27 protein-coding genes are annotated in these 26,560 nt (G+C 67.9%); 5 read left to right on the forward strand and 22 right to left on the reverse strand.

Annotated features, from left to right (window positions below; genetic code table 11):
* Positions 1-11 precede the first annotated feature (11 nt).
* The 18 genes from ABFT43_RS13885 to ABFT43_RS13970 all read right to left on the reverse strand — a co-directional run bounded on the left by ABFT43_RS13885 (position 12) and on the right by ABFT43_RS13970 (position 18,165).
* Positions 12-539: a M15 family metallopeptidase gene (locus tag ABFT43_RS13885; RefSeq protein ID WP_347960943.1), complete on the reverse strand. Its 528-nt coding sequence runs from the start codon at positions 537-539 to the stop codon at positions 12-14.
* A gap of 180 nt (positions 540-719) precedes the next feature.
* Entirely contained in the window at positions 720-1,121 is a 402-nt protein-coding gene (locus ABFT43_RS13890) for a VOC family protein (RefSeq protein WP_347960944.1), read from the reverse strand.
* Positions 1,118-1,402: an ArsR/SmtB family transcription factor gene (locus ABFT43_RS13895; RefSeq protein WP_347960945.1), complete on the reverse strand. Its 285-nt coding sequence runs from the start codon at positions 1,400-1,402 to the stop codon at positions 1,118-1,120. Before ABFT43_RS13895 ends, ABFT43_RS13890 begins: the two co-directional genes overlap by 4 nt.
* A gap of 120 nt (positions 1,403-1,522) precedes the next feature.
* Complete coding sequence (locus ABFT43_RS13900) at positions 1,523-2,515, reverse strand: oxygenase MpaB family protein (RefSeq protein WP_347960946.1); 993 nt, start codon at positions 2,513-2,515, stop codon at positions 1,523-1,525.
* A 187-nt stretch (positions 2,516-2,702) separates the two neighbouring features.
* Positions 2,703-3,851, reverse strand: coding sequence for a phosphotransferase (locus ABFT43_RS13905; RefSeq protein WP_347960947.1), 1,149 nt, complete (start codon positions 3,849-3,851; stop codon positions 2,703-2,705).
* Between the two features lie 97 nt (positions 3,852-3,948).
* Positions 3,949-4,785 carry a hypothetical protein gene (locus ABFT43_RS13910; protein ID WP_347960948.1) on the reverse strand — a complete coding sequence of 279 codons (837 nt, stop codon included), beginning with the start codon at positions 4,783-4,785 and terminating at the stop codon, positions 3,949-3,951.
* 51 nt (positions 4,786-4,836) lie between these two features.
* Entirely contained in the window at positions 4,837-6,111 is a 1,275-nt protein-coding gene (locus ABFT43_RS13915; RefSeq protein ID WP_347960949.1) for an MlaD family protein, read from the reverse strand.
* Complete coding sequence (locus ABFT43_RS13920; protein ID WP_347960950.1) at positions 6,111-7,232, reverse strand: MlaD family protein; 1,122 nt, start codon at positions 7,230-7,232, stop codon at positions 6,111-6,113. The genes ABFT43_RS13915 and ABFT43_RS13920 overlap by 1 nt, the downstream gene beginning before the upstream one ends.
* The gene (locus ABFT43_RS13925) at positions 7,229-8,344 is read right to left on the reverse strand and encodes an MlaD family protein (RefSeq protein ID WP_347960951.1); all 1,116 of its coding nucleotides are present in this window, start codon (positions 8,342-8,344) and stop codon (positions 7,229-7,231) included. Before ABFT43_RS13925 ends, ABFT43_RS13920 begins: the two co-directional genes overlap by 4 nt.
* Positions 8,344-9,426: an MCE family protein gene (locus ABFT43_RS13930; protein ID WP_347960952.1), complete on the reverse strand. Its 1,083-nt coding sequence runs from the start codon at positions 9,424-9,426 to the stop codon at positions 8,344-8,346. The genes ABFT43_RS13925 and ABFT43_RS13930 overlap by 1 nt, the downstream gene beginning before the upstream one ends.
* Positions 9,427-9,440: 14 nt before the next feature.
* Positions 9,441-10,484, reverse strand: coding sequence for an MlaD family protein (locus ABFT43_RS13935; RefSeq protein ID WP_347960953.1), 1,044 nt, complete (start codon positions 10,482-10,484; stop codon positions 9,441-9,443).
* Positions 10,481-11,881, reverse strand: coding sequence for an MlaD family protein (locus ABFT43_RS13940; protein ID WP_347960954.1), 1,401 nt, complete (start codon positions 11,879-11,881; stop codon positions 10,481-10,483). The genes ABFT43_RS13935 and ABFT43_RS13940 overlap by 4 nt, the downstream gene beginning before the upstream one ends.
* 1 nt (position 11,882) lies before the next feature.
* Positions 11,883-12,740, reverse strand: a complete 858-nt coding sequence (locus ABFT43_RS13945; RefSeq protein WP_347960955.1) for an ABC transporter permease — start codon at positions 12,738-12,740, stop codon at positions 11,883-11,885.
* Positions 12,741-13,643 carry an MlaE family ABC transporter permease gene (locus tag ABFT43_RS13950; RefSeq protein ID WP_347960956.1) on the reverse strand — a complete coding sequence of 301 codons (903 nt, stop codon included), beginning with the start codon at positions 13,641-13,643 and terminating at the stop codon, positions 12,741-12,743. It abuts the gene before it with no gap.
* A gap of 122 nt (positions 13,644-13,765) precedes the next feature.
* A complete protein-coding gene (locus ABFT43_RS13955) occupies positions 13,766-14,365 on the reverse strand; it encodes a TetR/AcrR family transcriptional regulator (RefSeq protein ID WP_347960957.1) in 600 nt (199 codons plus the stop codon).
* A gap of 48 nt (positions 14,366-14,413) precedes the next feature.
* Positions 14,414-15,709 carry an FAS1-like dehydratase domain-containing protein gene (locus ABFT43_RS13960; protein ID WP_347960958.1) on the reverse strand — a complete coding sequence of 432 codons (1,296 nt, stop codon included), beginning with the start codon at positions 15,707-15,709 and terminating at the stop codon, positions 14,414-14,416.
* Positions 15,709-16,590, reverse strand: coding sequence for a mycofactocin-coupled SDR family oxidoreductase (locus tag ABFT43_RS13965; protein WP_347960959.1), 882 nt, complete (start codon positions 16,588-16,590; stop codon positions 15,709-15,711). Before ABFT43_RS13965 ends, ABFT43_RS13960 begins: the two co-directional genes overlap by 1 nt.
* A 3-nt stretch (positions 16,591-16,593) precedes the next feature.
* Positions 16,594-18,165 (reverse strand): class I adenylate-forming enzyme family protein, encoded by a 1,572-nt coding sequence (locus tag ABFT43_RS13970; protein ID WP_347960960.1) that lies wholly within the window; start codon positions 18,163-18,165, stop codon positions 16,594-16,596.
* Positions 18,166-18,279: 114 nt separating this feature from the next.
* Between ABFT43_RS13970 and ABFT43_RS13975 the strand changes: the two genes are divergently transcribed.
* The 3 genes from ABFT43_RS13975 to ABFT43_RS13985 are packed head-to-tail and all read left to right on the forward strand — an operon-like array spanning position 18,280 to position 19,296.
* Positions 18,280-18,663 (forward strand): hypothetical protein, encoded by a 384-nt coding sequence (locus ABFT43_RS13975; RefSeq protein ID WP_347960961.1) that lies wholly within the window; start codon positions 18,280-18,282, stop codon positions 18,661-18,663.
* Positions 18,632-18,985, forward strand: coding sequence for a hypothetical protein (locus tag ABFT43_RS13980; protein WP_347960962.1), 354 nt, complete (start codon positions 18,632-18,634; stop codon positions 18,983-18,985). The genes ABFT43_RS13975 and ABFT43_RS13980 overlap by 32 nt, the downstream gene beginning before the upstream one ends.
* Positions 18,913-19,296, forward strand: coding sequence for an acyl-CoA dehydrogenase family protein (locus ABFT43_RS13985; protein ID WP_347960963.1), 384 nt, complete (start codon positions 18,913-18,915; stop codon positions 19,294-19,296). The genes ABFT43_RS13980 and ABFT43_RS13985 overlap by 73 nt, the downstream gene beginning before the upstream one ends.
* Positions 19,297-19,320: 24 nt before the next feature.
* Here the strand turns inward: ABFT43_RS13985 and ABFT43_RS13990 are convergent, their stop codons facing one another.
* Together ABFT43_RS13990 and ABFT43_RS13995 are read right to left on the reverse strand one after the other, a co-directional pair.
* On the reverse strand, positions 19,321-20,517 hold the full coding sequence (locus ABFT43_RS13990) for an acyl-CoA dehydrogenase family protein (protein WP_457590154.1): 1,197 nt from the start codon (positions 20,515-20,517) through the stop codon (positions 19,321-19,323).
* The gene (locus tag ABFT43_RS13995) at positions 20,495-21,277 is read right to left on the reverse strand and encodes an enoyl-CoA hydratase/isomerase family protein (protein ID WP_347960965.1); all 783 of its coding nucleotides are present in this window, start codon (positions 21,275-21,277) and stop codon (positions 20,495-20,497) included. Before ABFT43_RS13995 ends, ABFT43_RS13990 begins: the two co-directional genes overlap by 23 nt.
* Positions 21,278-21,407: 130 nt before the next feature.
* Here ABFT43_RS13995 and ABFT43_RS14000 point away from each other — a divergent pair, with 130 nt between their 5' ends.
* Positions 21,408-22,412 (forward strand): LLM class flavin-dependent oxidoreductase, encoded by a 1,005-nt coding sequence (locus ABFT43_RS14000; RefSeq protein WP_347960966.1) that lies wholly within the window; start codon positions 21,408-21,410, stop codon positions 22,410-22,412.
* 70 nt (positions 22,413-22,482) lie between these two features.
* Positions 22,483-23,265, forward strand: a complete 783-nt coding sequence (locus ABFT43_RS14005; RefSeq protein WP_347960967.1) for a FadR/GntR family transcriptional regulator — start codon at positions 22,483-22,485, stop codon at positions 23,263-23,265.
* Between the two features lie 13 nt (positions 23,266-23,278).
* On the opposite strand, the gene ABFT43_RS14010 is transcribed toward ABFT43_RS14005, so the two are convergent.
* Together ABFT43_RS14010 and ABFT43_RS14015 are read right to left on the reverse strand one after the other, a co-directional pair.
* Positions 23,279-23,887 (reverse strand): HAD family hydrolase, encoded by a 609-nt coding sequence (locus ABFT43_RS14010; RefSeq protein ID WP_347960968.1) that lies wholly within the window; start codon positions 23,885-23,887, stop codon positions 23,279-23,281.
* Positions 23,884-26,556, reverse strand: a complete 2,673-nt coding sequence (locus tag ABFT43_RS14015) for an NAD-dependent epimerase/dehydratase family protein (RefSeq protein ID WP_347960969.1) — start codon at positions 26,554-26,556, stop codon at positions 23,884-23,886. The genes ABFT43_RS14010 and ABFT43_RS14015 overlap by 4 nt, the downstream gene beginning before the upstream one ends.
* Positions 26,557-26,560 lie beyond the last annotated feature (4 nt).

Consider the following 26,560-nt stretch of genomic DNA (forward strand, 5'->3'; position numbering starts at 1 on the left):
GCGCCTGTGGTTCAGCGGTTGCGTCCGGCGAGACGGTCGGCGCGTACCGCCGCATCCGGCCACATCGGCGGACACGCTGCGCCCAGCGTCGTCGCGAGTTCGAAATGCCACCACTCGTTCACGAACGTGCGGCACAGCCCCCACCGATGACCATTGCGTTCGAGCCACGCGGCACCCGCCTGCGGTCCGACGTCGACCGCCTTGCCACGTACATGCGGGGACTCCTCGGCCGGCAGCACCCAGCGTCGTGCGGCCTCGGGGCTGCCGTAGGCGGCGATCGCGTCGCGCCACAACCGGCGCTGTTCGGCGTCGGATCGCTTCCCCGACGTGATCCACAGCGTAACCCCCTGTGCGTGCGCCTCGTTCGCGGCGACCGTATACGCACCGGCCAGGGCCGGCTCGAGGCCCTCGGTGCCCGGCGCGAACACGGCCGGCGCCGCCGACGTGGTCGTGCCGGCCGGCGCGGTACCCGATACGACGGCAGCGATTGCGACGCCGGCGAGTGCCGCCGACGCCCGGCCGGGGAGGAAGGGTCTCATCCGTCCAGTAAACCGCACCGACCTCGAGGAGACGATGGAGTCGTCGTTGGCGAAAGGCGTCGGGTTCGACGAGGTGTCGGATCAGGGTTGGGGTCCTCACCGGGTTCCGGTTGCCGGGCGTCGGCGCGGTCGGTCTGTACCCGGCGCGGCATCCGGGGGTGACCGCCCCCCTGACGCGATTCAGGCCGCCGACGGCTTCTCCGCGGCGATCTGGATGAGGTTGCCCTGCGTGTCGTCGAAGACGGCGACCACCGCGGTGCCGACATCGGTCGGTTCCTGGGTGAACTCGACACCGCGCTCACGCAGACGTTGGTACTCGGCGTACACGTCGTCGACGGCGAACTGTGCCAGCGGGATTCCATCCGCCACCAACGCATCGCGGTACGGCTTGACGGCCGGATGGCCCGCGGGTTCGAGCAGGAGCTCCGGTCCGTCGGGAGACTCCGGGGACACGACGGTCAGCCACCACGAGTTCTCCCCCAACGGGATGTCGTGGCGTTTCCCGAAACCGAGGACCTCCGTGTAGAACTCGAGCGCCTCGCGCTGGTCGTCGACGAAGATCGAGGTCAACGCGATTCTCATGAATTGTCCTTTCGTGGGGCCGGCCACCGTTCGGCGATGAGTTGCAGCGGTGTCGGGTCGAAGTAGTGGAACTTGGAACGTCCGCGCTTCTCGGTGTGGATCAACTCGGCCTCCTCCAGCACGGCGAGATGCTGGGAGATCGCCTGGCGGGTCAGGTCGAGTCCGTGGCGCATGGTCAGTCGGCCGCAGATCTCGAACAGCGTCTGACCGTCGCGGCCGGCGAGTTCGTCGAGGATCGCACGCCGCGTCCGATCGTCGAGTGCGTGGAACACGTCGGCCACCGCCCGACAATAGGCAAGTCGCCACTTGCATGTCAACGCCGGCCGCGCCCCGCAGCAACATCACCGCGGAAGCGCCCCGGTCGGCCCCGTCGGCCCCGACCGGCTCCGCGTCCGATCGGCTCAGCTCTGGGGAGTCGCCCCCATCCGTTCGTACGCCTCGTAGACCTCTTTGATCTTCCCGTCGCGGAAGCCGTTCAAGAGAGCCTTGACCGTCCGACGACGCGCCGCGGCGATCGGCTTCGGGTACTTCCTGGTGTTCATCAGCCGCTGAGCCCACTCGGGGTGCAGGTCCTGGATCGCCCAGTCGACGAGGGACATCACGGGGCGCTGCCAGGCCGGGTACCGCCAGGGAGCGGTCGGGTTCAGCAACTCGACGGTCGGCATGGTCACGCCGAGGTACGGAAGTGAGTCCGCGAGGTACTGGTCGACGCCTTCCTTGGTCGTCGGCACGTTCGCGCCGCCGAGTTCGCGCCCCATCTTGGTGTAGTCGCGGAAGAACTCGGCCATCCGGTCCGGGCCGAGCGGGTTCGGGTGATACCGCTCGTGTGCCGCGGCGATGGCCCATGCCTGGGTGCAGTAGTTCCAGGTCAGCAGGTCTGGATCGCCGGCACGATAGGCACGCCCGTCCGGGCGAACGCCTTCGACGCGGTCGTGCATCGCCCGTACCGTGCGGGTGACGCGCTCGGCGACCGGCGTCGATGCCATGGCCACACCGAAGAAGAACGAGAGCGTGTGACCTGACCGGGACTGCATCGCCTTCTCGTCGAAACGCCCGGTGGGCACGCCGTTCACGCGTTCGATGGCCCGGGTGTGTTCGTAGGCCATCCATGCCATGTCGGGGTGCAGCGTCTCCATCATCGCGGCGGCGCCCATGGCGATCTGGATCGTCGGCAGGTGCTCGTGGATGTACCAGACCGCGGAGCGGGGACCGAACCATCCCGGGTCCCCCTTCGGCTCCGAGAACTGGACGTTCCGGAAGAACTCGTCGCGGATGCCCTGGAACGACTTGTCCACGGCCCAGTCGAAGAAGGTTCGCTTGCGCGGCGCACCGAGCGGCGCCGGCTCCGTCGTGGGTGTCTGCGCCACCGGCCGCACTGTGTCCTGGATCACCATGCGACCGAGAATAACGCGACACATCAGTCGCATTCCATTCGCGTTTCGCCTGTCGTCCGGTGCAGCGAAGTGCTGGTTATCACCTTGTGGCACAACCTATTTGGGCCCACGACGAACTGTCTCCAGGGTGAGATCGCGACAAGTGCTCGCATTTGGTTCGCCAAGCGGGCACCGGCCCGGTAGGCGATCAGGCCAGCGCCTGCTTGATCGCCTTGTCGACCTCGAGGTCCTCGACCATCGAATTGGCCGCCTCGAAGGCGAGTTCGACGCGGTCCGGCGGCTGCAGTCCGGGCCACACCTTGCAGATGGCGATGGAGTCCCAGGCGTCGAATGCGAAGAACCGCAGTCCTTCCCACGCCTCATCGAAGGTCGGCGGGTTCTCGACTCCCTCGTCGGCCAGGGTGTCGAGATAGGCGCGGAGGAGTTTCTCCTCGTTGCCGCGCCGGATCGCGGCCGGCGTCGAGTGGGTCATCATGTAGCTGACCTCGCGCAGGCCCGGACCACGATGGATGACCTGCCAGTCGAGCAGCCCTGCGGTGCCGTCGGGCTTGAGATAGGTGTTGCCGATGTGGGAGTCGCCGTGCAGCAACGTCTGGGGGCCCTGCTCCCATCTGGCATGGAGCGCCTTGTCGTTCTGGTTCGCGAACTCGGCCATGCGGCGCACCGCGGGCGGGATGTCGTAACTGTCGTCGTTCAGGATCGTCTTGCGCACCTTGCGGAACTGCCACAGCAACAGTGGGAATCCCGGACGGCCCGATTCGGGTGCGATCCACGGAAGTTCCGACGCGAGGCGCGGGCTGTTCCAGAACTGCGCATGCACCCGTGCCAGGGTCCGCATGATGGCCTCGACGCCGGGGAGCGTGATCTCCTCGATGCTGAACGGGAACGACGCGCCGGCCGCCTCGAGGTCCTCGAGGAGAAGGAGGTGGCGCGCCCCGTGGCCGGCGTGGGCGAAGTACGCCTTGGGTGCGATCGTGTCGTCGAGCCGGGGCTGGATCTGGTCGTAGAACCGGACCTCGTTGACCGCCATGTCGAGGGCGGCGACCATCGTCCGGTTCTTGGCGTTGAGCGGTGTCGACTTGACGAAGACGCTGGTCGGCAGTCCGGCGTCCCGGCCGACGCGGTTCCAATCGACGGCGATGCGATTGCGGTCGGTGGTCCCGGAATCGCCGCCGATCCGCGTGACGCCCTCGGCGACGGCGCCGGGGACCCGGGCGCCGAACACCTTGGTCACGAATGCCGCATCGACCTCGGCGAAACTCGTGGGTTTGGGCGCGGGTGCCCAGGGAGAGATCGCCAGTGAGGTCTCGGCCAGGGCCTTGAGGGTCTGTTGCATCGTCGTCTCCCGCCGTGTGCCGGCGCCGTCGTCGGGCGCCCCGGTTCACATAGGTTACTTCGTCACCTATGTCGGCGGGTGCTGTTTGGACGAGGCGTCAGGGCAGCTCGACCTTGGACGCGAGCCACCGGCCGTCGACCTTCTCCATGGTCATCACGATGCGGCTGCGGTCCAGCCGGGGATCGGGCGTCGCGGTGTTCGTGACGGTCTGGTCGACGAACAGCATGACCTGGACCTTGTCCTCCGCCTGGGACTTGATGCCCGCGTCGATGACGACGCCCTTGCCCGTCGCCTGGTTGTCGACGAGGAGCTGTCGGAGCTGCTGACTCGAGCTGGCGTACATGTCCTTGAACTCGCCGGTGGCCCCGTCGAGAACCCGCTGGAAGTCCCGGTCGAGGTTGCGGGTGTCGATGCTGGTGAGGGTGACCGCGTAGTCCTTCGCCGTCCGCAGCGCCTCCTGGCCCGCATTCTCGATGTCGACCCGGTTCTTGAGCTGGACCCCGAAGACGATCGCGAGGGTCGCCGCGGCGATCGCGAACACCGCCAGGAGGCCGACACCGACGCGACGCCAACCGAATCCGGTGGGCTTGCGGCCGACCGGACGATTCGCCGCGTCGTCGGTGCCGTCGGCGTCGGAGGTCTTCGGCGACTTCTTCGCGATCGACTTCTTCTTCACCGCGGTCTTCTTCACCGTGGTCCCACCCGACGACGACTCGGCCGGTGCGGCGTCGGTGGCCGCGTCCTCGTCGACAGAGTCGACGGTGTCCTCGGTGTCGACAGAGTCGACGGTGTCCTCGGTGTCGACAGAGTCGACGGTGTCCTCGGTGTCGATGGCGTCGGGATCGATCGTCTCCACTTCGGTTGTGTGCGGGGCGTTCTCGGTCGAGTCGGTCTCGACGGAGGTGTCGATCTCGGTCTGGGTGTCGGTCTTCATGGTGGGTCCTTTCTCGAGGCGGAGGCTCTGCGGGCATCGGGTCGCCGGGTGTCACTGCGGCGGCGGTGGCAGCGGAACCTTCGGTCCTCCGTAGGGCGTGGGAATCGACAGTGGCCCACGCGGGGTCGGATCTGCGGTCGCAGTCGGGTCGACGCCCTCGGGCGGCCCGGAGAGGTACTCCTCCCCCGGCGGGTGCGGGGCGTTGCGCGCGCCGCGGACGAGGATCGCCGGGTCGGGGTCGTTGCAGTACGTGTACAGGTACGGCTCCGGATAGTCCGGGATGGCCGGCGGTTTGCGCGGCAGGTCGTAGTCGCAGACGTAGCGCTCGTAAACGTCGACGATGCCCCAGGTGCCGCCGTCGCGGAAGGTCGAGCCGATGGCCTCGAGGACCGAGCCGCGGTGCTCGGGCCAGATCGCCTCGAGCGCGGGCACACGCAGGTAGGAGAGCTTGGAGATCGTCACGAGGTTGCCCAGCAACTGGACCATCGTGGGCGAGTTGTCGGCGAACAGGTTGTCGACGGCGCCCAGCGTCCCCGGCCCCTGGTCGACGAGTTTCCGGTAGCCGCCCTCCATCTTCTCGACCCCGGTGAACACGTTGCGCAGGTCCGCCGACATCCGTCGGATCGCCGGGGCGGTCTCCCCGAGGGTCGCGAGCATGACCTTGCTCGACTTCAGCAGCGACGTCGTGTTCGGCAACGCGGTGTGCAGGGTCGACAGCATGAAGATCCCGCCGTCGACGATGCTGTCGAGCTTCTCCACACCCTGCGGCGACACACCGAGCTCGTTCACGATGATCTCGAGGTCCTTCGGGTCGATCTGGTCGAGCGTGCCCTCGAGCGAGGCGAGCACATCGGCGATCGACGGGGGCGTGGTGGTCCGGTCGGCGTCGACGACCGCATCGTTCGCCAGATACGGACCCTGGTCGTCGTCCGGCCGGAAGTCGAGATACTGCTCGCCCGCCGGCGACAGGCCCGACACCCGGACGGCGGTGTCGGCAGGGATGCGCGTCTGTGAGTCGACCCGCACCACGGCCACCACGCCGTCCTCGCTCAGGTCGACCGCGGAGACCCGGCCGATGGAGACGCCGCGCATGGTCACGTCCTGCCCGGGTAGTAGTCCGCCGGAGTTCGGCAGGTTGACGCGGATGGTCATCTGGCTCGCACCGGGGTCGATGCGCAGCGCCCCGAAGAGGATGTAGGCGGTTCCGAGCACGAGCGTCAGGGCCAATGCGACGCCGGACAGGACGAGTCGGTGCGTCCTGCCCCACCGGACGGTTCCGACGATGCCGGCGGCCACGGGCTCGGCTGCTCTCCGCACCACGTTCATCAGCGACCTCCCGTCGACTGCTGGTAGAGCTTGTCCAGCAGGTAGCTGATGCTCCCGATGACGTTGACCACGTCGGTGACGTCCGGGACCCGCATCCCCGGGTCGGCCTTGTGGTTCGGGTCGGCGACCACGCCGATCGCGATGCCCTGGATGTCGATGTTGGCGTGGGCCGACGTCGAGCTCGACGCCTTGATCAGGGGGCCGAGGATCGAGTTCACCGCGTCGAGGTCGGCGTCGGGATTCAGCGACGCCTGGTTGAACCAGTACGAGAGCTTGTTCATGTCGGCGACGGTGCTGCGGTGGTCGGTGCCCTTCACCGATGGGAACCGGCCGATCAGTTCGCTGATCCGCTCGACATTGGCGACCATGTCGAGGACCTGCCCGGTGTTTGCCGACAGCGCGCCCATCGCGGGCGCCGCGGCGTTGATCGCGTCGGACAGATCCCGGTGTCGCGCACCGAGAGTCGAAGAAAGGCTGCCGGTGTTGCGCATTGCTCGGGTGATCTCACCGGACCTGTGCGACAGCGTGGCGATGAGGTCGGTGGACTCGTCGACGAGGTCGGCGACCGATCGGCCGTCAGGGCCCACCGCCTCGCCGAGTCCGTTGACCACCTTGACCATGTTGCGCACCGCACCGCCGTTGACCAGCAGTGCACTGGTGGCGAGGACCTCTTCGACGGTGGCGGCCGAGGAGGTGTCGTTCACCGTCAACTCGTCGCCGTTGCGGAGGAAACCCTTCTTGGTGTCCCGACCCTCGGGTGGTGGTTCTAGGGCCACGAAGACGTCGCCGAGCGGTGTGGCCGAACGCAATTCGGCACGCGTGCCGACCGGCAGCGACGTCGACTCCCGGATCCGGAGGTCGACGACGGCGGTGAAGTCGTCGGCCTTCATAGACGCCACGGACCCCACGTCCGCACCGAGCACCCTGACCTTCGCACCCTGTGGGAGGTTCAGCGCATTGGTGAACTTCGCGGTGAGTGTGTAGGTGGCGTCGGATGCACCGGGCGCCGGCAACGGGAGCTGTTCGAGTCCGACTCCGCACCCGCTCACGCCGAGGATCGCGGCGACCCCGACGGCGACGGCCGCGACGGGTGTCCTCACCCTACGTGCCCGGCCGATCATTTCGCGTTCCTCACGAGCGCGGCGAGGATCGACGTGGCACCGAAGTCCGGGCCGAAGTCCTGGAGTGTGCCGGTGGAGCAACCGCGTAGACCGAGGAGGTTGCACACCTCCTTGACGGCCTGACCGTCGAGCAGGAGCTTGTCGACCAGGCCGTGCACGCGGAGCGCACCGGCCTCCTGGTCGATGGCGTTGTAGACGTTGTCCATGAGCATCGGCGCCATGTCGAAGAACTCGGACAGGTTGCGCCGGTAGTCGACCATTGCAGTGGTCACGGTGTTGGTGCCGGCCAGTGTGTTCTTGATCGTGTCCCGGTTGGCGATCAGCAGCGCCTGGGTCTCCTTCAGCAACTCGTTGAGTTGCTTGCCGGTGGTGCCGGTCCCGAGATCCTCGGAGGCCAGGAAGGACGACAACTGCGCGAAACCGGAACCGAGATCGCGGATGACCGCGTCGTTCTTCGCCGCGGCGTCGCTGAGTCTGGCGAGGTTCTCGGCGATGGCGGTGATGTTCTCCCGGGACCGTGCGCCGCCGTCCTCGCCGAGTCGCAGTGCGCGCTCGAGGTCGCCGAGCGCGTCACGCATCGCCTGCCCGTTGCCCTCGGTCATCGAGACGCTGACGGCCATGAGGTTCGCGATCGGCCCCTCACCCTCCCCGTTGCCGCCGAGCTCGGCCGACAGTCGCTCCACCATGCCGAGGATCCGGTCGAACTCGACCGGGGTCCGGGTCCGCTCGAGGCCGATCAGATCACCGTCTTTCATCACCGGACCCTCCTTGTAGACAGGCGTCAGTTCGACGTGGCGGTCGGTGAGGATCGATGTGGAGACCGTGACGACCTCGGCGTCCGCCGGGATCTTGATGTCCTTGTCGATCTCCAGGGTGACCTTCGCATAGCCGCCCTTGGCCTCGATCGCCTTGACGGTGCCGACCTTCATCCCGAGGACGTCGACCGCGTTGCCGACGTAGAGACCGTTGGCGTTGTCGAACTCGGCGGTGACGGTGATCTTCTCGGCGAGGGGGTTCGACGAGATCGAGCATCCGGTCGCCACGAGGGCGGCGGCCGCCAGCAGGATGAGGACCGGGTGCGTGACGCACCTCGAGATGATCCACCCCGACATCACTTGCACTCCTTGAAATACTCGGCGAGCGACATCATGCGGGCCTGCCCGCTGACCGCACACATCCATGCGTCCACGAGGGCTCCTGCAGGAGCGCCGAACTCGAGGTTGTTGCCGTAGCCGGTGGCGTTGGCGAAGTTGCGGATCGGCACCGGGAGGATCTGCAGCGTGTTGCGGAGGACGTCCTCGCGCTTCGCGACCGCGACCAGCAGGGTCTCCATGTTCTGCAGCAGCTGGGTCACCTGCGGCCCCTGCACCCCGACGATCTGGTGGAGGTTCCCGATGAGTCGCGTGGTGGACCGGATCAGCTTCCGCAGCGCCTCGATCCGCGTCACGAGCTGGTTCACGAGCTGTTCACCGCGGATGACCATCTGCCCCAGCGCGACCTGCTGGTCGCGGATTGCGGTGGTCAGCTCGTTGGTGCTGTCGAGCAGTTGCCCGATCTGCGTGCGCCGGTCGGCGATGATCGACGACAGGTTCTCGATGTTCTTCAAGGCCTGTGGGATCACATACGGCGCACCGTCGAGTTGGTCGGAGAGCACGTTCATCGAGTCCGCGATGCGTCGGGCGTCGACCTGTTCGAAGGTGGTGGTGGCGTTCGCCAGTGCCTGCTGCAGGTCGTAGGGCACCGACGTGTGCGCGAGATCGATCACCCTGTCCGGGATCTCGCCCTCGCCGGCCGGTTGGATCTCGACGTAGCGCGAGCCGAGCAGAGTGGTCAGCTTGATGGCGGCCCTGGTCTCGGAGCCGAGTGCGACGTCGCCGTCGATCTTCATCGAAATGACCACGTGGTCGCCGGCGAGCTCCACCCCGGTGACCGTGCCGATCGGCACGCCCGCGGCGCTCACCTGATCACCGCTGGAGATCTGCGCCGCCTGCGCGAACTGGGCGCGGTAGGTCTTGTCGCCGAAACCGAGTTTTCCGACGCCGACGATCGCGAGCACCACCAGGGACAGGATCAGGATGGCCGCGACGCCGAGCTTGAACCTGCTCTTGTCCTCGAGGCGGCCCCGGAACGGGTTGCGCAGGAAGGACTCCGGCCGCGGAAACCTCGGCAGCGACGGGCGTGTGAACGAACTCATCTTGTTCAGCATGGTCACCTGCAGATCGGGGACTGTTGGATCTTCCCGCCCGGGGTGGCCCCGGCGACGATGCCGGGGATCAGGTGCGACAACCCGGGGATGATCGTGACGTTGACATTGCAGATGTACGCGTTGGCCGCGGTGCTCTCCTGGGAGAACCTGGCGAGGCCCTTCATCGCCAGCGGCACGTTGTAGAACAGGTACGCGAACTTCTCGGCGTTGCTCACCATGTGGCCGGTGAATCCGGGCTCCCGCGCGATCAGCGCCGACAGGCTCGGTTCGATGTTGTTGAACAACACCGCGGTTCGTCCGATCGTCGAGCTGATCTGATCGATCTGTTCGACGAGCTCACCCTGCCGGTTGTTCAATGCGGTGAACACATCGCGCATGTGGCCGATCAGCACCTCGACGCTGCTCGACTGGCCGGCGAGGGACGCCGTCACCTCGTCGAGTCCGACGATGAGGTCGCCGAGTACGTCGTCGGGACCGGCGAACGACTCGGCGAGGGTGGACGTCTGGGCGATCAGCGAGGTCAGCGAACCCTTGTCGCCCTGCAGGGCGGTGATGATCGTCTGGGAGATGTTCTGCACCTGATCGGGATCGAGCACCGAGAAGAGCGGCTCGAAACCGTTGAGCAGGCCCGCGATGTCGAACGACGGCTCGGTCTGTCCGACCGGGATCTCGCCTCCTTCCTCCAACGGCTTCGCGTTCGGATCCGGCGGACCGGCCAGCAGCCCGAGATACCGCTGGCCGATGATGTTCTGGTAGGTCACCGATGCCCGGGTGTTGGTGTAAAGGGTCTGGTCGGCCTGCACCTTGAAGGTCACGCGGGCGACGTCCTTGACCAGCTCGATCTTGTCGACCCTTCCGACCCGCACACCGGCGACCCGGACGTCGTCGCCGGTCCGCAGGCCGCTCACATCGGTGAACACCGCACGGTAGGAGCGGGTTTCGCCGTTCACGTTGCGCTGGAGAGTGACGAACACGAACCAGCTCAGGACCAGCGAGACGACGAGGAACACCGACAGCGTGATCAGCGATTTCTTGAACGTGCTCATCGCGGTGCCCCCTCCCCTGGCGCGTCCTGGCCGGATGCGTTCGGCTTGCGTGCAGGCCGCTTCTGTGCGCCGGTGCCCGGGCGCAGCTCGACGTTCATGCCGCGCAGCAGCGGCGCGAGGATCATCAGCGCAGCCGGCGTGGCGTCCTTGCCCAGGATCTTGCGCAGCTGCTCGAGTTCGGCCTTGCTGCCGACCGGCCCGACGTTGCCGCCGATCAGGCCCGGGGGCAGCTTGTGGCCGGGCGGCAGTTCGTACCCGGCGGGCAGCTTGTAGTTCTTGGGGTCGAGCTTCTTCGGGAAGCCATAGGGCCGTGCGGCGACCGGTGCCGTCTTGCAGCTGGCGCCCTCGAGTTCGCCGTACCGCGGGCAGTCGGCGCGCACGTAGGTGCGGTTGGGTGACAGGGACAGGATCATCTTCGACGTCGCGAGTCCGGTCTCCGGGTCGTAGACGTGTTCGTTGAACCGGTGTGCGACGTCGGCCAGCCGGGTGGTGATCGGCACGAACGACGGTGCGTTGTCGGCGAGCACGCCGATCACCGGGGTGAGGTTGGTCGAGATGGTGATCATCCGGTCGGTGTTGTTGTCCAGCGCCGTCACGGCGGTCTCGATGGTCTTCGCGCCGGCGGCCAGGAAGTTGGTCAGCGCCATCTCCTTCTCGGCGACGGTGCGCAGCGGGACAACCGAGCTGTGCACGGCCTCGAGCAGATCCGGCGCGGATCGGTCCAGGCCGCGCACGGCCTCGTTGAACGCCCGGATGGTCGACGGACCGTCGCCGGGTTCCATGAGGGTGTTCGTCTCGGTGACGATCTGCTCGAGCTGGCGTCCGGCACGGACGAGGTCGTCGCCGCGTCGGTCGGTGGCCTCGGCGAGTGCGGTGAAGACACCGATGGTGTCGTCCGACCGCTCCCGGCTCATCGCCCGGACGATGTCGCGCAGCTTGGTCAGCGCGGTCTGGAACTGGATCGTCGCCTCGCTGTCGTCCTGCGGGATCTCGGCGCCGTCGCTGATCGCCGGTGCCGGACCGTTGTCGATCAGCTGGATCGACGACACGGCGAAGACGTTGCCCGGCACCACCCGCGCGGTGACCGTCGACGGAATACCCTTGGCGTAACCCGGTTTCAGGTTGATGTCGACGACATTGGTGCCCCCTTCGATGGCCGGGTGCACCTCCTCGACCGAACCGACCAGCACGCCGCGGTGCTTGACGTCCGACCGCGTCGGCAGGCCGTCGCCGACCTCCTGCAGCATCGCCTTCACCTCGACGTACTCGTCGAGGTCGCCGTTTGACTTGGCGATGAGCACGCCCACGACGACCGCTGCCACGATGATCGTGGCCAGCCCGCGCAGGAACAGGTGCTCATCGCCCAGCCGGCGTTCGCTCTCGTACGGAAACCGCATGTCAGCCTCCGAACCTCGCGCCCGCATTGACGCCCCAGAGCGCCATGGTGAGCAGCATGTTGACGATGATCATGACGGTGATCGCGGTCCGCATCGCCCGGCCGGCGGCCACCCCGACGCCCTGCGGGCCACCGGAGGCGTAGTAGCCGTAGTAACACTGGATTGTCGTTGTGATCGACACGAACACAACGGCTTTGAGGACAGAATAGGCGATGTCGGTGCCGCTGAGCACCAGTGTGAAGTAGTGCAGGTAGGTGCCGGACGATCCGGCTCCGGACAAGCTGACGACCAGCTGGCAGACGAGGTAGTTGACGCCGAGGCACACGATGTAGAGCGGGATGACCGCGACGATCGAGGCCAGCAGCCGGGTCGTCACCAGGTACGGGATCGGGCGGAGCGCGATCGCCTCCATGGCGTCGATCTCCTCGGAGATGCGCATGGCGCCCAGCTGGGCGGTGAATCGGCAGCCGGCCTGGGCGGCGAAGGCCAGGGCCGCCATGATCGGCGCGAGTTCGCGGGTGGACGCGAACGACGAGATGAAGCCGGTGGCCGGTCCCATGCCGAGCAGTTCGAGGGCGCTGTATCCCTCGATTCCCACCACGGCGCCCGCGGTCGCGCCGAGCACGATGATCACGCCCGCGGTGCCGCCGCCGACCACGATCGACCCGTTGCCCCACGTGACATCCGAGAGCACGCGGGCGAATTCGCGCTTGTAGTGCAGCAGCATCTGCGGGATCGAGAACAGCGCGCGCAGGAAGAACGTCATCATGTGGCCGATCTGGGTGATCGGCTCGCCCAGGCGGCGGAGTCGGACCACGACCGGCCCGACTCCCGGCGGGTAGTACCGAGCGACCGTCATCTAGAACCCCTGCCGTGGGAAGGCCAGCTCGTAGACCTGGGTGAAGACGACGTTGACGATCATCAGCAGCAGGATCGATGCCACCACCGAGGCGTTCACCGCATTCGCGACGCCGGCGGGACCTCCCTTGGCGGACAACCCCTTCTGGCATCCCACGATGGTGACGATGGCGCCGAACACGACCGCCTTGATCATGGTGAGGATGAAGTCGCCCACCGTGGCGAACGAGGCGAACGTCGTCACGAAGCTGCCGGGCGTCCCGTCCTGGACGAACGTGTTGTAGAGATATCCGGCGAAGAAGCCGACGAAGCAGGTGAGCCCGGTGAGGGCGAGCGAGACGACGATGCCGGCGGCCAGGCGCGGCGACACGAGACGACGGACCACCTGAACGCCCATCACCTCCATGGCGTCGATCTCCTCGCGGATCTGCCGGGAGCCGAGGTCGGCGCAGATCGCGGACCCGACCGCCGCGGCCATGAGGATCGCGGCGACGAGCGGGGCACCTTGGCGGATCACGGTCAGTCCGCTGGCGGCGCCGGCGAGCGACGTCGCGCCGACCTGCCCGGCGAGCAGGGCGAACTGGATGGACAGGGTCACGCCGATGGGTATCGCGACGAGCAGCGTCGGCAGCACGGCGGTGCGCGCCATGAACGCGGCCTGTTCGACGAACTCCCGATAGGGGAAGCGCCGGGTCGCCAGGTCGACGAACAACCACTGGATCGACCGGACCCCGAGGACGAACTGCTCACCGACCGTTTCGAGTGACGCCTTGGGATGGCGCCGGACGTAGCCGGTGCTCCAGTCCCCGATCTCGTCGATGGCCCCGTGTGGCCGGGAGGTTCCGATCTCGTCGGCGGACTCACCGTGCTCGGGCCCGCGCTGCGGATCGAACGCCATGGCCATTCGAACTCCCTACCCCGACTGTTGTCTGCATCACTCGCAAGCGGACGAGCAAAGATTACCTAGTTAGACAACTCTTGTATATGATTTGCCGAAATCGAGCGCCTGTCCCAGCTGCGGTGCGGCTACGCCTCCGGCGCGACGAGCGTGACCAGCAGACGGGTCAGCTCGGAGACGAACTCGTCGCGGGGTATGTCCGGCTGATCGAGAACGTACCGAATGCTCAGCTGCTGCACGGCCTGAAATGCCATCCAGACCAGAGTGGGAGGGCGGTCCGGATCGTCGCCGACCGGTCCGGTCAGCAGATACTGCGCGATCATCTCGCGCGAGCGATCCTCCACTCGCCGTATCTCGGTGGACCCGCCCAGGCGTGGCATCTGTTCGACGAGCACCCGCACCAGCTCGCGGTTCTGTTCGGCCGCGGTGAGAGCTGCGTTCACGATCGACGTGATCTGTTCGGCGGGCGGTGCGGCGGCCTCGATCTCGAGCGCGGCCAGCAGTTCGCCGGCGATCTTCTGGATCATCCGCTCGACCGTCACCGCGACGATGGCGTCCTTGTTCGGGAAGTACTGGTAGAGACTCCCGGGACTGATCTCGGCCTCCTGCGCGATCCGGTGCGTCGACACACCGTCGTAGCCGCGTTCGATGAGCAGGGTGGCGCATGCGTCGAGGATCCGGGCGACCATGCGCTGCGAACGTTCCTGCCGCGGAAGTTTCCGCGGCATCTGCCTCGCCACCACGTACAGCCCCTTCCCGACGCAAATCGGCTGGTGCTAGTCCAGATCCAGCCGGTCCAGGTTCTGCTGTCGTACGAACTCGCCCACCTTGCCGCCCATCCGGCTGACGACCTGAGCCGCGCGCACACGCAGCGCCTCGTCGGGTTCCGGCAGGATCACGGGCCCGAGGTCGCGGGACGGCAAGAGCACCTTCGCGGTCCCCTGCGTCGTCGCCTCGCCGCGCTGACTGGTCGCGGCGACCTCGATGGTGACCGGGTCCCGAGGGCCCGCACCCTTCTCGACGACCCGGCCCGTGCACAGATGGGTGTCGCCGTGATAATTGAAGCCGCGCATGGTCAGGTCCATGTCGAACAGCCAGCCGTCGTCGCCGATCCAGTTGGTGAGCAGGTGACTCACCCAGGCGGCGCGCATCTGGCCGTAGTCGTAGGCGGCGGGGATCCCGAGCTCCCGGGCGCGTGCGGAATCCCAGTGCAGTCGCTGGACCACCTCGGGCATGCCGTACTCGTCGGGAACGTAGAACGCGGGCATGCGCTTGCGGGCCTGGTGGGCGTACTTGAGTGGGCCGATCCCGTAACCACCCCAGCCCCAACCCATGTGCATGCTGATGATGTCGACGACGCCGAGCGGCCCCTTCATCACGGCGGGCACCCGGTCGCCGACCGCGACGTCCTCCCACCACCGCGGTTCGGCGCCCTGCCGGACCTCGTCCTCGTAGGCCTTCTCGACCTCCCCCATCTTCTCCGGCGTCCAGCGCTCGCGTTCGATGTTCTTGAGCTTTCCGGCCTTCTTGGAACCGCTGCGCTCGGCGTTGATGTACGACTCGTCGCGCGTGGCGACCGGCCGGCCCGACGCGTCGACGTAGAGGTATCGGTAGGTCTCCTTCACCGACCGGCCGCCGGAGAACGAGCTCTGCTTGACCTCGACGTCGAGGGTGAAGGTCTCCGAATAGACCGTCATCCCGGGATAGATCGGCTGGTACCACGTCCATTTCACGCCCGAGTAATACTTTCCGGTCCCGCGGAACAGGCCTCGGAACAGCTTCTTGTGGTACTCGTCGGTGAACGGCGGCGTCTGGTCGATACCGGTGGTGATCGGGAAGGTCGGCGGTGCGATCTGTCCGTGCCAGCGCGTGTTCCGACCGTACTCGGGATCGTGGAAGAGCGGATTGTCGTCGCCGCAGCCGAACGCGAAGTGGCTGATCGAATCCGATTGCGGGACCTTGTTCCACGGGATGTCGCGCTGGCGGACCGGAATCCCGATCTGGGCCTTGGCCCGCTCGATGTCCTCGTCGGTGATCCTGCCCGTCGTGTCGGGCCTCTCGGTGGTGGTCATCAGCGGACTCCTCGGCCCAGGGTCGCGTCGGCGTCGACGGTCAGGTCGAGGCCGGTGACGTAACGGGACTCGGGCGAGGCGAGATAGACGACCGCCTCACTGACGTCACCCGGTTCGATCCACGGCACGCCGGGCATCTGTTGCAGCGACGCGAACGCCGCCGTGACGTCATCGGGTCCCGGGTCGGCGAGGTCGGGCCGGAACTGGCGGTACATGGGCGCGCTCTGCAGCATCGGGGTGTTCACGTTCGTCGGGTGGATGATGTTGGCGCGGATGGACTTCGGTGCAAGTACCTTCGCGAGGGTGTGGATGTAGGTGGTCAGCATCTGCTTGGCCAGGACATACCCCGCACCGCCGGCACCCGACGGACCGCCCTGCGACCCCGCGGCCAGCAGGGCCGCGACCGAGCCGGTGGCGATGATCGACGCACCCTCCCGAAGGTATGGAATGCAGGCGTGGATGGTGTTGGTGGCGCCCACGAGATCGACGTCGAACGCGTCGGCGAACGCCTCGACCGGGCCGTCGCCGAGCGGACAGATGCCGGCATTGGCGACGACGACGTCGAGCCGGCCGTACTCGGCGACCGCGGCGGCGACGGCCGTGTCCAGGCCGGCGCGATCGCGCACGTCGACCTCGGTCGCGATCGCGCGACGGCCGGTCTTCTCCACCTCGAGGGCGGCCTCCTTGAGATCGCGAGACGTGGCGAGCGGGTAGCCGTTGGTGTCGATGTCGTGGCAGAGATCGAACAGGATGATGTCGGCGCCCTCCTCGGCGAGGCGGATCGCATGGCCGCGTCCCTGTCCGCGCGCGGCGCCGGTGACGAGGGCGACCTTTCCGGCGACACGGCCGGCCGGTGTGGATGCAGTGCATGAGTCGGTCATCGTCTAGTCCTTTCCCATCGACGACTGTAGGTCCCGGGTGGACGTGTTCGCGGCGAGTTCGCCATTGCGCCGGGCGTTTTCGAACAGTTCGAGCAGGCGTCGCCGGTCGACCTTGAGCGAGGGACTGCGTGGCAGCTCGTCGAGGACGTGCACGGCGACCGGGACCTCGTAGGGGGTGAGATGGGTTCGGCAGTGGTCGCGCAGCTCGTCTCCGGTGGGCGGCGGTGCGTCCCGGCGGAGTTCGACGCCCGCCACCGGCACCTGCCCGAGCCGGGGGTCGTCCACGCCGGCCACCGCGGCGTCGGCGACGCTCTCATGGGTCCTCAGCGCCCGGGCGACCACATCGGGCGAGACCTTGAAGCCCCCACGGATGATGACGTCGTCGGCGCGGCCGTCGATGTAGAGGAAGCCGTCGGGATCGAGGTGGGCGAGGTCGCTGGTGGTCAGCCACTCCCCCTCACGCCCGGACTGGACCGAGCGGACGCGAAGTCGGCCGGTGCGGCCGACCGGCAGCTCGTTCCCGACCTCGTCGACGACGCCGAGCTCGACACCGGGGAACGCCCGGCCGACACTTCCCCGCTTCTGCGACCACGACTCCCGGAAGTCCGTGATCGTCCAGCCGGCGACCGCGCCGGAGAACTCGGTCGCGCCGTACACGATGAGGATCGCGATGCCGTACTTCTCGTAGAACCGGTCGACCAGCGCGGGATCGACCGGGCTGGTGCCGACGTTGAGCGCCCGTAGGCTCGACAGGTCGGCCGGAGGCACGTCGGCGTCGAGGACGGTCCCGATCGCGGCGCCCGGCAGGCCCGCCACGATCGGGCGGTGGTCACGGATCGCGGCCGTCCAGCCGTCCACCGTGAACCGCTCGAGAATCGCCAGCGGCCGGGCCTGCACCAGTCCCTGCAGCAGTGCGAACATGCCCCCGATGTGCACGATGGACAACGTGATCAGCGTCGGCTGTCCGGTGAACGGCGGGACCAGCGAAGCGCGTACACCCGCATGGGCCACCGCCGAGTGCAGCGATGCGTTGATCTGCTTGTAGGTCAGCGGAATTCGCTTGGGAGTGCCGGTGGTTCCGGAGGTTCGCATCTCGATCGCGACGCCGCGGCGCTCGGCTGCTGCGGGCGCGGTGCCCGTCAGGCGGGTGACCACCGGGGCGTCGAACGCGAGGACGTGGCCGAATGCCTTGGCGTCGCTCGCCGCGGCGGCGAACGCGGGTTCGTCCCAGTGGCGCGGTAGGGCGAGGACCGCATCCGGGGCGCTCTGACGCAGATCGGCGGTGAGGCGAGCGGTCGGCTGCAATGGGCTGAGCGTGACCAGTGTGCGTTCGGTGCGGAGCACCGCGATGACCGCGGCGACGGACTCGAGCCAGTTGCCGGACACGACCCCGATGCGGGCTCCGGTGCCGAGTCCGTCGGCGTCGAGCGCCTTCTCGATGTCCTCGACGAGTCGACGCATCTGCCCCCAGGTGAACCATCGGCCGTCGGCGTGCACCATGCGGGCGTCGTCCGGGGCCTCCCACAACCGGTCGAGCGAGTGCGGGATCCCGGCCGTCGCGTTCTTCGAAGTCATCGAGTGAGTCCTATTCGGGTGAGAACCTGTGAAGCACCGCGTAGCGTGGCCGCCTAGGTAGATTACATAGTTTACTAGGTGAGCGTAGAAAGTGTGAGACGGAATGGTCCGATGATGACCGCGGAACAGCGCGACCTCGCCGAGTCCGAACGCGCCTGGCTGGTGCGCAACAACCCCATCGAGTATCTGCGCACGAACGCGCCGGAGGGTCTGGAGTCCATCGATCCGCGTGTGCTCGTCCACGTCGCGGAGTCCGGCTTGGCCTCGATCCTCACCGCGGACGCCGGTGGTTGCCAGGCCGATGTCGCGGTGCTGACCGTCCGACACGGCCGTGCCGCCTCGTCGTTGCCGGTGGCCGACCTCGCACTCGGCGCATGGCTGCTCGAGGCGGCGGGACTCGACGAGCTCGTCGCCTCTCACACAAGGGGCGAACGGTACGTGACGGTCCTGACCGCCCCCCTATCGCGTGACCTTCGGCGGCGGCCGGATCGCCGGTGACACCGCCGCTTTCGTCGCGCTTCCCGGCTCCGTCGCGGGTGCGGTGGTCATCCTCGGCGACGACGACCGCCTCGTGGTTACCCCCGAGGGTGCCGGTGTCGAGGTCGAGGCGATCCGCACGCTCGACCTGACCCGGCCGTGGGCCCGCGCCCGTGTCGACATCGACGACTCGGCCGCCCGGGCTCCGCTGCCGGGGGGAACGGCGTCGCGCTACCGCGATGCCGTCGCCGTGCACCGGGCCTCGACTCGGTGGCGGCCGCCACGGAACTGCTCGATCGCACCGTCGAATACGCCGCTCAGCGTGAGCAGTTCGGCAGTGTGATCGGCTCGTTCCAGGCGGTCAAGCATCACTGCGCGACGATGGCCGTGAAGGTGTCCGCGGCGCAGGCGACGCTCGACGCCGCGGTTCGCGCGCTGTCGTCGACGAACGAGGCGGACCGTCGTCGGCCCGTCGACGCCGCCGTGGCGTATGCCGCGGATGCGGCGAACTCGGTTGCGGGGCTGGCGCAGCAGGTCCACGGTGGCATCGGGTTCACCTGGGAACACGACCTGCACCTGTTCCTGCGGCGGATCAAGGTGAACGGCAACATCGACGGCACCGTGCGCGCCCGGCGCCGCGCGCTCGTCGTGTGAGGACCGCTCGGCTACGGGGCGTTCTCAGCTACGGGGCATTCCGAGTCCGCGCTCGGCGATCATCGACCGCATGATCTCCGACGTCCCGCCGGCGATGGTGAACGCGCGAGCATAGAGCCACTCGTCCTGCCAGCGGTGCATCTCCGGCATGATCTCCAGACCGGCGGCGCCGCACAGGTCGAGCGCGAACTCGGCCATCGCCAGGTTCAGTTCGGAGAACATGAGTTTGCCCATCGCGGCGTCGTGGATCCGTTCCGCGCCGGACAGCCAGCGTTCGATGGTCGCGGTGGTGAGGGCGGCGAGCGCGGTCGCCTCGGCGGTGAACGCCCCGAGGCGCTCCCGTACAGCGCCGTCGGAGATGGCCGGTGCGCCGTCGATCTCGACCGTGCGTGCGAGTTCGGTGATTGCGGCGAGATTCATTTCGAGCCTCACCACGATCGCGCCGACGTTCGTGCGTTCGCGGCTCAGGGTCTCCGACGCTATGCGCCAGCCCTGCCCCTCCTCGCCGATGATCGCGTCCTCGGGAACGAACACGTCGTCGAAGAAGACCTCGTTGAAGTCCGTCGTGCCGGTGATCTCCCGCAGCGGGCGGACCGAGACGCCCGGCGCGGACATGTCGAGGATGAACGCCGTGATGCCGTGGTGTTTGGGCGCATCGGGATTCGTGCGGGCCAGCAGATAGCCGTGGTCGGCCCAGTGCCCGTCGGTCGTCCAGACCTTCTGGCCGCTGATCCGGTAGCCGCCGTCGACCCTCGTGGCGCGGGTGCGCAGTGAGGCGAGGTCGCTGCCGGCGCCCGGTTCGCTGAACAGCTGACACCACAGTTCGCGGCCCGAGCGGATGGCGGGCAGATGCCGGCGACGCTGGTCGTCGGTTCCGTGTCCGATCAGGGCATGCGCGACGAGGGTGCCGGCACTCGGGGCCCCGGGGACGCCCGCCCGTGCGAGTTCCTCCCCCACGATGATGTCTCGGCGCGGCGAATAGTCCTCGCTGCCGCCGTATTCGACGGGCCAGTCGGCACCGGCGAGGCCCGCGCCGTAGAGCTCGGCGGTCCACGCCTTGAGTTCGGCGAGCTCCTGCTCGTTCTCGGCGCTGCGCACCCCTGCCCGCCGCGGGATCCTCGGTGCGTGCGCGGCGATGAACTCGCGGACGCGCCGACGGAAGTCCTCGTCGGACGAGGCGTCGGTGACGGCCTCCAGCTCAGCGGACATCGAAACCGTCATGACGAACCTCGCCTCGTGAGACCTGTTGTGTGGAGATCGGATTGCCGATGTCGGTGTAGGAGAGGCCGGTCGCGAGGGCGTGCGAGCGCGTCGCGTCCAGCGATTCCCAGATCGCACGCACCGAACCCTGGACCGCGACCGGCGGTTTCGCCGCGATCCGCTCCGCGAGCTGGGCGGCGCGACCCCAGAGCCGGTCGCGCGGCAGGACTTCGGTGACGAATCCGATCTCGTGTGCGCGACGCGCCGACATGCGTTCGTCGAGCCCGAGCAGCGTCATCCGCAACACCTCGCCGATCGGGATGCGGCGCACCAGACCGATGGGTTCGAGGGCGGCGACGAGGCCGTAGGAGACGTGCGGGTCGAAGAACTGTGCGTCATCGGCCGCGATGATGATGTCGGCCTCGTTGAGCCAGTACAACGCGCCGCCGGCGACCATACCGTGCACCGCGCAGATGAGCGGTTTCCAGCAGCGGTTGAGCTTCGGGGACAGGTAGACCCCGGGATCGACGCGGCTGAACGGATTCTGGTGGAGTTCGAACCCCTCCTTGACGTCGACTCCCGTGGAGAACGCCCGATCGCCGTTGGCGCGCAACACCATCACGTGGACGTCATCGGTGGTGGCCGCGAAGTCCCACAGTCGCTTGAACTCGTCGAGCATGGCCCCGTTGAACGAGTTGAGCGCCTCGGGGCGGTTCAGGGTGATCGTCAGGACGTGGTCGGACAGCGCCACCTCCACCGTCTCGAAACCTTCGACGCCCATACCTCTCCTCGCTGTCTCACGGATCGACACCATTTGGCACTTTACCTGTATTACTAAGTTATCCTGCATGTAACTGACCGACGGGTTGGTTCGATCGAACAGCCCGGCCCAGCGACGTGCGGAGGATGCGATGGAGTGGGGTCTTCCCTGGCCGGGCGCCGAACTCGCCCGAACCGCCGAGTCGGCCGGAGCGGTCGCCTTCTGCACGGGTGAGTTCGCCGACGTCGACGCGTACGTCACCTCCGCCGAGATGGCGCTGGGCACATCGTCGGCGGCCGTGGGGCCGGGGATCGCGTATGCCTTCGCCCGCTCCCCGTTCGTCCACGCGTCGGCATTGCGACACCTCCATCGTCTCGCCCCGGACCGGGTGTTCCTCGGCCTGGGTGCGGGTAGTTTCCGCATGAATCGTGACTGGTTCGGAGTGGATTCGTCGCATGCCGCGCCGCGCATGTCCGAGCTCATCCGTGCGATCCGCGCATTCCTCGCGGCGGACAACGGCGAACGTATCGCTTTCGGGGGCCGCTTCTACTCGATCGACGCCGACGTCCGCGCCCCGGTCTTCGGGCGGCTCGATGTCCCGATTCTCATCGGTGCGTTCAACGAACACATGGTTCGCGTCGTCGGCCGCGACGCCGACGGAATCCTCGGCCATGGCATCTTCACCGACCGCTGGTGGTCGGAGTCCGTGGCTCCCGGCCTCGCGATCGGGGCCGCCGACGCCGGCCGGTCCGTCGCGGACCTCAAGCGCTGGGGATGGATCATCACCGCCGTCGACGACGACGATCCCGAGGGCGCGATCGCGGCCGCACGGCGGCAGATCGCCTTCTATCTCACGGTCAAGACCTACGACCCGCTGGTCGAACTGCACGGATGGCAGGATGAGGTCGCCGCGATCCGCCGGACCTTCCGCGAGTCTCCGGCCACCATCGGTGATCACGTGTCCGACGAGATGCTGTGGTCAATCGCGATCTGCGGCGACACCGCACAGGCGCGCGAGATGCTCGCCACCCGAAGCGAATTGCCCGAGGTCGGTTTCCTCTCGTGTCCGAGCTTCCTCGTCGGACGCAGGGCCCGGGCACGCTTCACCGAGACGGCGATCGGCTTCGCCGCCGACCGGCTCGCGGCGATTCGGTAAACTGCACTTGTATCACTCGGTTTGACAACTGTGTGTATCAGATGCCCGGCGAAACCTGAGGACGGTTACGATGACCAAACCCGTCAACCTGGCTCCCATGATGGTGCCCACGACGACCTCGGGAGCGATCCGGTCCCCCAAGACCGCCGAACTGGTGGCACGCACCTTGCGCCGGATGATCGTCGACGGCCAGCTCAAAGAGGGCGACTTCCTGCCGCACGAGGCCGAGCTCATGGCGCATTTCCAGGTCAGCCGACCGACATTGCGCGAGGCGGTGCGCGTCCTGGAGTCCGAGCGTCTCGTGGAGGTGCGGCGCGGGTCCCGGACCGGGGCGCGCATCCGAATCCCGGGTCCCGAGATCGTCGCCCGGCCCGCCGGGTTGCTGCTGGAACTGTCGGGCACCTCGCTCAAGGAGGTCATGCAGGCCCGCGAGGTGATCGAGCCGGCCGCCGCCGAGATGCTCGCCGAGACCGGCAACACCGAGGCCTTCGACGAGCTGCAGAAGATCATCGACGTGGACCTGAAGGACGCCTACGAGAACGACACCCTGGCGCAGGCCACGGTCTCCTTCCACCGGCGCATGATCGAGTTGTCGGGCAATTCGGCGATGGCCATGATCGCCGGGATGCTCCACGAGATCGCGGAGCGGCACATCGCCAGCACGATCCACGAGGGGCCGATGCCGCGGTCGCAGTTCACCAAGCTGATCCGCTCGTATCAGAAGCTCGTAGACCTCGTCCGCGCCGGCGACGGCCCCGGGGCGGCGGCACACTGGCAGCGGCACATGAAGAACTCCAACCAGGCGTTGCTCGCCGGACACGAGAACACCCGCGTCCGTGACGTGATGGACTAGGCGACGTGATGGACTAGGCGACGCCCAGTTCGGCCAGTCGCTCGCGTAGTTCCGCCGGCTCGGTGAACTCGATCGTCGTCATCCCGAGATCGGCTGCGGGCGCCAGGTTCTCGGCGAAATCGTCGATGTAGACGACCTCGGACCCGGCACAGTCGAGGCGCCGCAACAGCTCCCGATAGATCTCCGGATCCGGTTTGCGCACACCCACATCCGCCGAGTTGAGGATGAATGCGAAGTGCTCGAGCGGCAGGGTCGTCGCGAGGTGGTCGCGGTTCTCGACGACGTTGTTGGTGAGCACGGCGAGGGTGTACCGGCCGCTGAGCTCCTCGATCAGTTCGATCATTGCGGGCCGCAGCGTGCGGGTGTCGGCCATGGCCGCGGCCAGCCGCCGGATGTCGACCTCGACACCGTGGTCCTCGCGGATCCTGATGCAGGTTCCCCTGAGGAAGTCCTTGACGGACGACTCTCCCCGCTCGACCTTCGCGAACTCCTCGTCGCCGCGCACGTACCGGTCGAGAGCGTTCTCTTCGAGATCCGATTCTGCGGCGTACCGGTGCAATCCGGACAGCGGCGACTCGGTGAGGACTCCCGACCAGTCGAAGACGACCGCGCGCACCCTCATCCCGGGTTCGACACGAGCGCGGCTTGATCCGCGGACCCGACCTCGAGAACCGTGATGGTGCCCGCGGTTCCGTCGACCTCGACCAGCGCGCCGTCGGGGATGCGGGACGCGGCGACCTGGGTGTCGACCACGCAGGGCACGTCGAACTCACGCGCGACCACCGCGGCGTGCGACATGACGCCGCCGATGTCGGTGACGACCGCGGCGACGTGACCGAACAGCGCGGTGTAGCCGATGTCGGTGACATGGGCGATCATCACCTCACCCGGTTCGACGTGATCGATGGTGTGCGGTTCGACGATGCGGGCACGGCCCACGACCTTGCCGCCGCAGATCCCGATGCCGTCGAGCTTCTCCCCTGCCTCCAGGGGCTTGAGCACCTCGGCGGCCTTCCACTTCTCGGCGAAGATCGGCGGCATGTGCAGGCCTGCGAGCTTCGCGCGCTCGGCCTTGCGGCGCGTAATGGTCTCCCTGACCCCGGCGGGCGGGTCGATGAGCACGCCGAGGGTCAGGTGGAACAGATCGTCGGGCGCGTCGATGCGTCCCTGCTCGACGAGACGCCGGCCCTGCTCGCGGACCAGGCGTCGCATGATCCAGGTCAGGCGGACGCACCGGTCGCGGTTCCGTTCGCGCTGCCGCAGCAGCTTGGCGGCGACCTTCTGGGGCATGGACAGATCCCGCGCGGTCCCGTTGTGCGTCGAGGTGGTGTCGACGGTGGCTGCCGCACGCCCGACGGTGACCAGGAAGCTGTGCACGTCATCGGAGAACGACTTGGCGTCGAACTCCGATTCGGCGGGTCCACGGTGTCCGAAGCGGTCGAGTGCGTTGCGGACCTCGGCCCAGAACGCCGGGGCGTGCTCGGCGACCCGGTCGGGCAGGCCGGGCGAGCGGTCCGACAGCAACTCGAGTAGGGCGGGATCGGCTGCGGCGGCCCGGGCGAGCTCGCGCACGCCGCGCAGCGTGGCGCCACTCTCGAGATCGTCGCCGAGATCGAGGTTCTCGTCGGATCCCTTCGACGCGACGGTGAGCGCGGCGCCACCGAGGAGGTTGACCACGCCCTGTACCGTCCACGCGTAGGCGAGGAGGTCGCCGGCCAGCAGGAGCACCTGCTTGAGCCTGGCGTCGGACATGGTGTCGAGTTCGGCGAGGAACGATTCGAGACGGTCGGTCTGCGCGCGCACCTCGTCGACGTCCTTGCCGACCGACCGCACGAGCGACAGGACCCGCCTGCCGACCGCGGCCGCGGTCTTCGCCTTGCCCACCGCGGATCGGGCCGGCGGCGTATAGGTGCCCTCGATCGCCTTCCGTCCACCGGGGAGTTCGTCGGCATGGGTGCCGGTGAACTGCGCCGCGAGCTCGTCCGGGTTGGTGCCCGGCATGGCGAGCGACACATGGTAGGTCGCCGACGCGTTGATGTACATGCGGTGGGCGTGGACGGCCTGCAGCCGTGCGGACGCCTCGGTCTTCAATACGCCTGGAAGGCCGAGCAATTCGGCGACCGCCGAGGTGGTGCCGCGCAGTGCCCGGCCCTGCACGTCGAGGGTGAGCGCGGTCGACGGACCGGGCAGCGCCTCGGCGAGATTGGTCTGCGAATACACCGGGAACCGGCGGTCGATCGGGGTGTCGAACTCGCCGCGCAGGTCCGGTGGACCCGAGTGCCCCAGCGGCGCGCCGTCCGGCGGGGGCGCGTCGGCCGGGATGATCTGATGCAGGTACGGGACGCGACCGCTCGCCGCGACGACCCGGCCCTTCCTGGTGGTGCGGCCGACGACGGCGAGGCGGGTGTCCCGCACGGTCTCCGGACCGTTCCACACGGCGGTGAAGCCCCATTTCCGGTGCAGTTCGGTGAGGTCGCCCATCGGCATCCGCAGCGCCGCCGCGACCTCGCCCGCGGTGATGTGCAGCATCCCGCCGGCGACCTTGGCGGCGTTCACCATCGCGTCGTGCGGCAGGGCAAGCAACCTGCGGTCGAGGATCTCGGCGATGCGCTTCTGGCTGACCGGTTCGTCGGCCCCGAGGTTCACCACGCCCTCGTGTTCCGACTCGAGCGCGAGCTGCAGGAAGGCCGCGACGTCGTCGTGATGGATGACCTGCCAGGGGTATTCGGGTCCGCTCGCGCCGATGTGCGCGGGTCCGGCCAGGTTCTCCTGCAGGCGGTTGTCGGTACCGCGGCCCAGGATGATCGCGGCGCGCACCAGGACCGACGACAGCGACGACTGCTCGAAGAGCCTCTCGCACTCGGCCTTGTGCACCGCGTACGGCTGATCCGGGTGGGGTGTGGCACCGCTTGCCTCGGTGCGTGGCGGTTCGTCCGGGCGCGAGCGAGGCCCGTACACGGTCACCGACGACAGGAAGATCGCACGGCGGGTGCCGGCCTTCTCGGCGGCGGCGATGAGCTTGCGGGTGCCGCCGACGTTGGTGCGTTCCATGAGCTCGAGTCCTTCGCGCGCGTCGAGCATGAACGCGCAGTGGATGACCGCGTCGACGCCCTCGAGCGCCTCGGCCAGGACGGCGTCGCCGTTGATGTCCCCGCGGACGTGGGTCACCTCGGGCGGAGGCTCCTGCGGCGCGCTGCGGCTCAGCCCGACGACGTCGTAACCGGCCCCGACCAGTCTGGCGGCCGTGGTCCGGCCGACCAGACCGCTGACTCCGGTGATCAATACGCGCACTACG

Origin of the sequence: Gordonia aurantiaca, from assembly GCF_039939235.1 — a bacterium.
GTDB lineage: Bacteria > Actinomycetota > Actinomycetes > Mycobacteriales > Mycobacteriaceae > Gordonia.